The 716-nt window shown below is 18.9% G+C and carries 1 protein-coding gene; it reads left to right on the top strand.

The window, feature by feature from the left end; genetic code table 4:
- The first annotated feature begins 239 nt into the window (after nucleotides 1-239).
- A complete protein-coding gene (locus BST80_RS05325) occupies nucleotides 240-530 on the top strand; it encodes a hypothetical protein (protein ID WP_415746292.1) in 291 nt (96 codons plus the stop codon).
- Nucleotides 531-716: the final 186 nt, after the last annotated feature.

The following is a 716-nucleotide window of genomic DNA, read 5'->3' as shown; positions in this document are numbered from 1 at the left end:
TTAGATTCCTATAATTTCTATTTTAAATATATTTTATAGGAATTTTAAAATAACTAGGTTATGCAAGAAGTCTATTATANATAGCATAGAAGATGTATTTAAAATTAAATAATTTAAATAAAAAAGTCATTTTTCGTTGTAGGAAAATATTAAATTTTTAAATAAAAGACATAATTAATTAAAATTATAATTTGCTATTAGTATCTTTTTAAAAATATTTACAATTATTTTAATAGGTTATGCAAGAAGTCTATTATACTCTTGATAAATCAATTGCTAATCAAATTGATTTAAATCGACAATATGCTCCAAATAAAACTTGAGTACAAAATCGAGGTTACTGAGGAATGTGAATTAATAATAATATTGCAACAAAACTTGAACAAAATTTAACAAATGCTTTTTTAAGTCCAGTTAATTATACTAATTTACCATTCTATGATCAAAAAGCATTTATTTCTTATGATGAATTATTGTCCTTTTTATATGAACCAGTTCGACATTCTTGACAACAATTTATCAATCATTAGATTTCTTGCATAACCTATTAAAATAATTGTAAATATTTTTAAAAAGATACTAATAGCAAATTATAATTTTAATTAATTATGTTTTTTATTTAAAAATTTAATATTTTCCTACAACNAAAAATGACTTTTTTATTTAAATTATTTAATTTTAAATACATCTTCTATGCTATCTATTAATAATTGCAA

It is taken from the genome of Spiroplasma sp. Moj (genome assembly GCF_016082285.1).
Classification (GTDB): domain Bacteria; phylum Bacillota_I; class Bacilli_A; order Mycoplasmatales; family Mycoplasmataceae; genus Spiroplasma; species Spiroplasma phoeniceum.
The sequence above is the reverse complement of the archived record's forward strand: the minus strand, read 5'-3'. Positions and strand labels throughout refer to the sequence as shown.